Origin of the sequence: Xanthobacter pollutisoli, assembly GCF_040044995.1 — a bacterium.
GTDB lineage: Bacteria > Pseudomonadota > Alphaproteobacteria > Rhizobiales > Xanthobacteraceae > Xanthobacter.
The window spans coordinates 421,594-428,133 of the sequence record NZ_JBDZDP010000003.1; the positions used below are offsets into that span (position 1 = coordinate 421,594).

Below are 6,540 nucleotides of genomic sequence, written 5' to 3' on the forward strand. Positions count from 1 at the left end.
CCTTTCCGCCAGAGCCGGCGCGCCATCCACTCCCGCGTCATCCGCGCCCCTTGCACCTGTGCCCTGCTTGTAATAGAGGAGGCCGCCTGACGACGGCACCACCGTCGCCTCCGGGCACCCCACCTTGATCGGGTGCCCATTCGGTACGCTGCGGTAGCTCAGTGGTAGAGCACTCCCTTGGTAAGGGAGAGGTCGAGAGTTCAATCCTCTCTCGCAGCACCAGTCATCCCCAGACACATCGAACGCGCGCCGGACTGCGACTGCACGTCGAGCCACTGCACCTGCAGCGCCAGAATCGCCTAAGTCCGCCGCGAATTCGTGGGGTGGGGAAGCTCTGACTGGGCCATGATGGGGATCGGTTCCCCCGTCACCTGCGCGGCCGCCCATGCAACCGATTTTCTCCGCCGTCCTGGCCCTCGACCCGCTCGTCGCCCTCGGCGTCTTCGTCGCCACGGCGGCGACGGATGCGTGCTACGTGGCCTTCACCTCGGCGGTGGTGGCGCGCCGGCGGCTCTCGGCCGCCAACTGGTCCAGCGTCTGGTACATGCTCTCCTCGTTCGCCGTCATCAGCTATACGGAGAACTGGGTCTATGTGGTGTTCGCGGCGGTGGGCTCCTGGATCGGTGCCTTCCTGTCGCTAACCCTTCTGCACCGGCCGGGCCAGCCGCCCGCCCCGGTCGGCTCGGCCCCGCCCGAATAGCGGCAAGGCGCCGCGCCGGCCTCAGTGCGAGCGCTCCACGGTGTTCAGCGCGCCCGCCACGTCCTGATCGAGGTTGGCTTTGAGGAAGCTTTCGGTCTCGGGCAGGATCAGGTGGAAGTCGTTCAGCGTCTCCACCGCGATCTGCAGCGGGCCTGCCTCCACCTCCAGAACGTGGCCGCCCTTGGTGCGGTCGTCGGAGAGGAAGTGGAAGTGATAGCCCTCCACGCTGAACTCGGCGGAGAAGGCGGGCGACCAGATGCCCACCAGCGTGCCCTCCACATCCTCGAAGGTGAATTCGCTCTGGGTCCTGGCGGCGTCCACGAGGGGCGTGCCGGGCTTCTGCGGACATACCGCGCGCGCCGCCACCTTCCGGAAGCGGCCGGAGAGCCGCACCGCATGGAAGATGTTGTCGGAGGAGCGGAAGCAGTCGCAGGCCGCGCCGAGGCCGGCGAAGCCGGAGATGGCATCGGTTTCGCCCGTGGTGTCGGGGGCGAATTTGGTGACAACCGCGAACGGCGAGCCGGCCTCGGGCGGGGCCTGGGTCACCGCGCCGCCCTCCCGCGCCTGGTAGGCCGCCCCGTCCAGCACGATCATCTCGCCGTCGAGGCCGGCGAAGGTGCCGAGGCCGAAGTCGCCATGCTCCAGCAGCGTGCCCACGCTGACCTCGCGATCGGAGACGCCGGCCACCAGCGCGCCGGAGGTGGAGATCTGGAACACCGTGTGCAGCTTGGTGTCGAGATGCTCCGCGAGGATGGAGCGGACCAGCTCGTTGACGTCCCTGCCGGCCCGCGCCGCCTCGGCCTCGAGGGCGCTCTGGAGCGATAGCGGAAGATCGATCTCGATGCGCGGCATGCGTCCTGTCTCCCGGACCTGAAGGCGATGTCGCATCCAAGAGCAGATTTGAGGCCGGCATACAATCGCACCGCTTCGCCCGCCGGCGCCAGCCTTGAAAGCCGCACCGGTTTGGGCCAATCCTCGCAAGCTTGACCACAGCGATCGACAAAGCCGCATGGGCCCCGACTCTCACGACGCCATTTATCGCCTGTGGGACGAGCTCTCCGATTGGGAGGCCGGCCGGCCGAGCGACGCGGCGATCCAATTGATGCAGGCCCTCGCCGACATGGTGGGCGCGTGGAACGCGACCTGGGCCGGCGCAGTCCGGGTGAAAGCGGCGAGCGCGGACGACGTGCTGCAAGGCTGGCGGGTCGGTGCCGTGCGGGCGCTGAAGGCGGTGGAGCCGCTGCCGGACGAGGGCCACTTCACAGAGATCCTGCGGCTGTGGGACCGGCGGGAGATCGACCCGTCCTTCCTGTTGCCGCTGCGCGGGGTAGGTACGTTCCGGGCCTATTCCCTGCGCCGCGACCTGCCCCCCGCCTGGTTCGAGAGCGCATTCTTCCACCGCTTCTATGGCTCGGTGGGAACGCAGGATGCGGTGTTCGTGGCATTTCCCCTCAACGAGGACAGCGAATCCCATTTCGGCTTCTACGCCGGCCGGACCTTCACCGATGCCGAGATCGCGCTCCTCACCTTCGCCCTGCGCGGCATCAAGTGGTTCCACCGCAACCTGATGCTCGGCAGCGGCCTAGTGATCGCCAGCGCCGCGCTCACCCCCACCGAGAACCGCGTGCTTCAGCTGCTCCTCACCAAGGCGTCGGAGAAGGAGATCGCGCGGCAGATGGATATGGCCACCTCCACGGCGCATCAGCACGTCACCACCCTCTTCCGCAAGTTCGGCGTGCGCAGCCGGGCGGGATTGATGAGCCTGTGGCTGAACGCGCCGGCCTGACAGATCCGCCTCCCTGCGGCCTCAGACGCCGCGCTCCACTAATTAGAGGATGGCACGCCGGTAAGCGGGCCCCTATCCTCGCAGCACTTCCGTGGGTTTCGCACACCGCCGCGAAGGAATCCTGCTTGGGGGCGGCAACTTCTTGAGATATTGAATAAAAACTTGCTCGCGCTGTGAAGCTGGCGCGCGATTCTGTTGGGCGGTAGCCGGTAGGGCGACGGTGGTACCTTGGTGCTCTTGGCGGGCTCATGCGAGCTCTACCTCAAGAGCGAGATGGCGCGGCGTGCCCGTTAAAGCGCGCCTCTTTCCCGTCTCAAGCCTTGGCGCTCTTCCCCTGCCGCAACTGGTCTGATTGGCCGTGGCATCTGCACGCCGCGGCGCGCGCGCGTCTCCGATCGCTTCCGGCACGGCGGGCGGGTCGAGCCCGTTCGATATCTGCGGCGCCGCGACATGCGCCCCGGGGTCGAAAGCGGTTCAAGGCACAGAAACCCGCCGTGGGGTGAACGACGGCGGTCTGAAACCAGACGACAACGGGGAGTCAACGCAATGAAAGCCGGAACACCTAGCCTCCTGGGGAGGGTGCTGCGCGCCTTGTCCGTCTGCGCCCTGGCGGGCGCGCCGATGGGCGTGCTCGGAGCCGGGGCGGCGGATGCCCAGAGCATCCCCCCGCCCAACTGCACAGCGCCCAATGACAGCCAGTGCTACAAGGAAATCCGCATCGTCAACAATACGGACGCGACGCTCTACGCGGTGATCCAGGGTTCGCGGCAGACCAATCCCGCGCTGAACAACTGCACCGAAGGCGACGTGTGGCTGCAGCGCGCGCTCAACGACACCACCAAGTGCTACAAGGTGGACAACGACTATTACATCTACGTCAATCCCAAGACCGGCATTCCCAAGGGCGAGACCGTCTCGGTGATGCTGCCCTGGTGGTCCAACATCGACGTGAAGAAGACCCTGGGCGGCGACGCCTATGTGGACTGGTGGCGGGGCGGCCGCATCTACCTCTTCGACGACAAGACCGCGCTCGAGGAGAGCTACAAGATCAACACCGGCGCCTACGGCCAGAAGGTCGTCTACGTCGCCGGCAACGGTCCCAAGCCCAAGTGCACGCCGCAGCAGACCATCGCCAACAAGTGCGTGGCGGCGGAACTCGGTGTGTACATGGTTCGCCCACTCATCCCGGGCAGCGCCATCCAGGGGCAGACCCCCTATCAGCTGAATGAGTGGACCTTCGCCGATGTGGCCCCCCTCGGTGATGGCGGCCAGCTCCAGACGCTGATGGTCAATTACAACGTCTCCAACGTCGACCAGCTCTATCTGCCGGTGGCGGTGGCGGCGATCCGCCCGGGCAACCCCGTCGGCTACATGGGAACGACCATGAGCGTGGGCGATTTCCGCACGCGTCTCATCCAGTTCACCGGCGCCAACGCGGACCAGACCAACGCCACCAAGTGGCCGATCTACAACAACCCGATCAACAAGAAGACGAACCTGCGCAAGTATCCCAACGCCGGCATCCGCGTGCCCTCGGCGCTGCTCGCCTTCAACTACTACATGTCCCCGTCCTATGTTGATGGCAATACGGCGTTGCCGGAGATGCTGCCCCTGCCGAAGCCCTACGACCGCACCAAGCTACCGACGGACTTCTACAACATCTTCACCAACTGGCAGAACTGCACGACGGCGCCTTACACCAATTGTCCGCTGAAGGACTGGTACGCGCCCATCAAGCAGGCCTTCGACGCCAGCTACGCCTCCTACCTCAAGAATTGCTACAAGCCCAACAAGAGCCCGGCCTACATGAAGCCGGAGAGCAACAACCTGCCCAAGATCGAGACCTACCTGCGCTTTCTGCACGGCTGGGTGCCGTTCCGCGTCGACAATTTCGTCGGCCCGAATGCCGGCTGCTCGAACGTCGACGTGCCGGACCTGCCGCAGACCACGGATTCACCGGCCAAGCTCGGTGTCGCGCCGGTCAACTACATGAAGCTGCAGTATGATTTCGAGCAGCTCGGGATGAGCGGCGCCCGTCGCTTCAATCCCTACACCCAGCTGATCCACGGCTCGACCGATGCCGGCTATCTCAATGCGTCGTCCTACGCCTTCTCCATCGACGACCACGAGAGCTTCCAGAAGTTCGAGGGCACCGGCCTCGTGTTCGCCGTGGGCGGCCCCAACGGCCTGCCGCTGAACAAGAGGGTGCCCCCGGCGCTGCCGCCGGCCTACGACTGGTACACCGCCTCGGTCACGCCCGGCTATCAGCAGGGCACCACCGGCTGGAAGGCTTATGGCCTGTGCAGCGAGACCGCCAACCGGGAGTTCCCCAACGATGTGGGCGGCGTCATCGGCCTCAATCCGCGGACCACGCCGGCGCCCTGCACCGTCACGTTCGAGGACACCACCGGCAAGCTCTTCAAGCTGAAGATCCTGAAGTTCAACGCCACCGGCTCGCTGCCTTACCAGATCTGGCCGCAGTTCGAGGACACCCCCCAGAAGCCGTTCGACCCCACCGTCATGAGCTGCCCGAACCCCAACGACGATTGGTGCAAGTACACCAACGAGCGGGCGCGCATCTCGGACCCGGAAAAGGGCGGCCGGCCGACCTTCTCGTTGAGCGCCCGCAAGCCCAACTGAGGCGTGTCGCCGGTCCGTCTCGGCGGGCCGGCGGCAAACGCGATAAATGCGCCGCGGCTGCGGCACGCACCATCAAGGCGGGAGGCCAAGCCTCCCGCCTTTTTCGTGTTCCCCACGGTGTCTCGAAAAAGGCGCGGCGGACGGGCTGCGCGCGGCTTACCGCCCGTTGCTCGGCGCCTCAGTAGGGCGGCGCGATGCGCGGGGCGGGGATCCAGGCCATGGCCAGCTCCTGGGCGCGGGTGCGCTGGGCGATGCTCATGGTGGTGGCCACCGCGTCGCGGATGCGGGTGTAGAGATCGCGCTCGCGCTTGCTGGCCCGCGAGGCGGCGAGGATCAGCCACTTCTGCGACAGCACCACGTCGCGGGGCACGCCCCGGCCCTTGTCGTAGAGCAGGCCGAGGAGATATTGGGCGGTCGCCTCGCCCTGCTCGGCGGCGCAATTGTACCAGGTCGCGGCGGCGGTGAAGTCCTGCGGCACGCCCCTGCCCTGCTCGAAAAGGTAGCCGAGCAGCCCCTGGGCTCGCGCGTCGCCGGCGAAGGCGAGCGGCATCAGCAATGCGGCCGCCTGTTCGTAATCGCCGCGGGCATAGAGGGCATAAGCGTCGCCGCGCGTACCCGCTTGCGCGGCCGGAGCGACCGCGAGCGTCGCCGCGAGCAGCGCTGCTCCGCAGGCCCCAAGAAGGGTGCGACCGTTCGCTGGCTTCATGTCCCCCTCCCCTTCGCGTCCCGATGGATGAGCGTCCCGGTGAGCTTCCTGCCGCGAATGGCGGCGAAAGTCACCATGCCGCGATGAGCCAGCGCTCGATGAGCCACGCAATCCAGATGGAGGGGGCCAGGAACAGCCCGAACGGCAGACGCATCCGCCGCAGATCTCCACCTCGCCCAAGTCCAAGCCCCTGCACCGTTCTCCGCCAGAAACAATGGCGGATACCGATGGCGAGGAGAGCCGACAGCGCCGCGATCTCGATGGCGATGGGGATCGCCTCCACCCCCAGCCACACCCCGGCGACCCCGGCAAGCTTCACGTCCCCGAGGCCGAGCCCCTCGCGCCCCCGCAGCGCCCTGTAGCCCTGGCGCAGGGCGAGGAAGAGCAGCGCCAGCACGGCCCCGCGCGCCAGTGCCGCGAGCGCGCCGGCGACGGGCTCGTCCGCCGCCGCCATGGCATGCACCAGGCCGAGCAGCAGCGCCGCCACATTCAGGCTGTCGGGGATGAGATACCAGCGCGCGTCGATGAGCGCGATGACCGACACCACCGGAACCAGTGCCGCGGCGGCCACCGCGTCCACAGCGCCCGCGCCGGCCACGAAGCTCGCCGCCATTGCCGCCGCGCACAGGGCCGCGACGGCAAGGATGCGGGGCAGCTGGCGAGCCGGGGGAAAGGCCAGAGTGGGCGCAGGCGGGCCGGCCATGGGCG

The 6,540-nt window shown here is 67.2% G+C and carries 6 protein-coding genes and 1 tRNA gene; 4 read left to right on the forward strand and 3 right to left on the reverse strand.

The genetic code is table 11. The features are described from left to right. Nucleotides 1-147: 147 nt before the first annotated feature. Together ABLE93_RS10760 and ABLE93_RS10765 are read left to right on the forward strand one after the other, a co-directional pair. Nucleotides 148-222: transfer RNA gene (locus ABLE93_RS10760), tRNA-Thr, on the forward strand. Nucleotides 223-385: 163 nt separating this feature from the next. Then, on the forward strand, nucleotides 386-700 hold the full coding sequence (locus ABLE93_RS10765; RefSeq protein WP_348839782.1) for a hypothetical protein: 315 nt from the start codon (nucleotides 386-388) through the stop codon (nucleotides 698-700). A 21-nt stretch (nucleotides 701-721) separates the two neighbouring features. On the opposite strand, the gene budA is transcribed toward ABLE93_RS10765, so the two are convergent. Beyond that, nucleotides 722-1,552, reverse strand: a complete 831-nt coding sequence (budA, locus tag ABLE93_RS10770) for an acetolactate decarboxylase (RefSeq protein ID WP_348839783.1) — start codon at nucleotides 1,550-1,552, stop codon at nucleotides 722-724. A gap of 157 nt (nucleotides 1,553-1,709) precedes the next feature. Between budA and ABLE93_RS10775 the strand changes: the two genes are divergently transcribed. Together ABLE93_RS10775 and ABLE93_RS10780 are read left to right on the forward strand one after the other, a co-directional pair. Next, complete coding sequence (locus ABLE93_RS10775) at nucleotides 1,710-2,486, forward strand: helix-turn-helix transcriptional regulator (RefSeq protein WP_348839784.1); 777 nt, start codon at nucleotides 1,710-1,712, stop codon at nucleotides 2,484-2,486. A 546-nt stretch (nucleotides 2,487-3,032) separates the two neighbouring features. Continuing rightward, nucleotides 3,033-5,126 (forward strand): hypothetical protein, encoded by a 2,094-nt coding sequence (locus tag ABLE93_RS10780; RefSeq protein ID WP_348839785.1) that lies wholly within the window; start codon nucleotides 3,033-3,035, stop codon nucleotides 5,124-5,126. Nucleotides 5,127-5,304: 178 nt separating this feature from the next. Here ABLE93_RS10780 and ABLE93_RS10785 read toward each other — a convergent pair whose 3' ends face one another. Continuing rightward, entirely contained in the window at nucleotides 5,305-5,832 is a 528-nt protein-coding gene (locus ABLE93_RS10785; protein WP_348839786.1) for a tetratricopeptide repeat protein, read from the reverse strand. A 70-nt stretch (nucleotides 5,833-5,902) separates the two neighbouring features. Further along, nucleotides 5,903-6,540, reverse strand: a 638-nt coding sequence (locus ABLE93_RS10790; RefSeq protein ID WP_348839787.1) for a prepilin peptidase, incomplete at its 5' end; no start/stop codon positions are given.

Bases quoted from the DNA above. Each gene is read 5' to 3' on its own strand.
- ABLE93_RS10780 (WP_348839785.1), top strand. From the start codon at position 3,033: ATGAAAGCCGGAACACCTAGCCTCCTGGGGAGGGTGCTGCGCGCCTTG.
- budA (WP_348839783.1), bottom strand. From the start codon at position 1,552: ATGCCGCGCATCGAGATCGATCTTCCGCTATCGCTCCAGAGCGCCCTC.
- ABLE93_RS10775 (WP_348839784.1), top strand. From the start codon at position 1,710: ATGGGCCCCGACTCTCACGACGCCATTTATCGCCTGTGGGACGAGCTC.
- ABLE93_RS10765 (WP_348839782.1), top strand. From the start codon at position 386: ATGCAACCGATTTTCTCCGCCGTCCTGGCCCTCGACCCGCTCGTCGCC.
- ABLE93_RS10785 (WP_348839786.1), bottom strand. From the start codon at position 5,832: ATGAAGCCAGCGAACGGTCGCACCCTTCTTGGGGCCTGCGGAGCAGCG.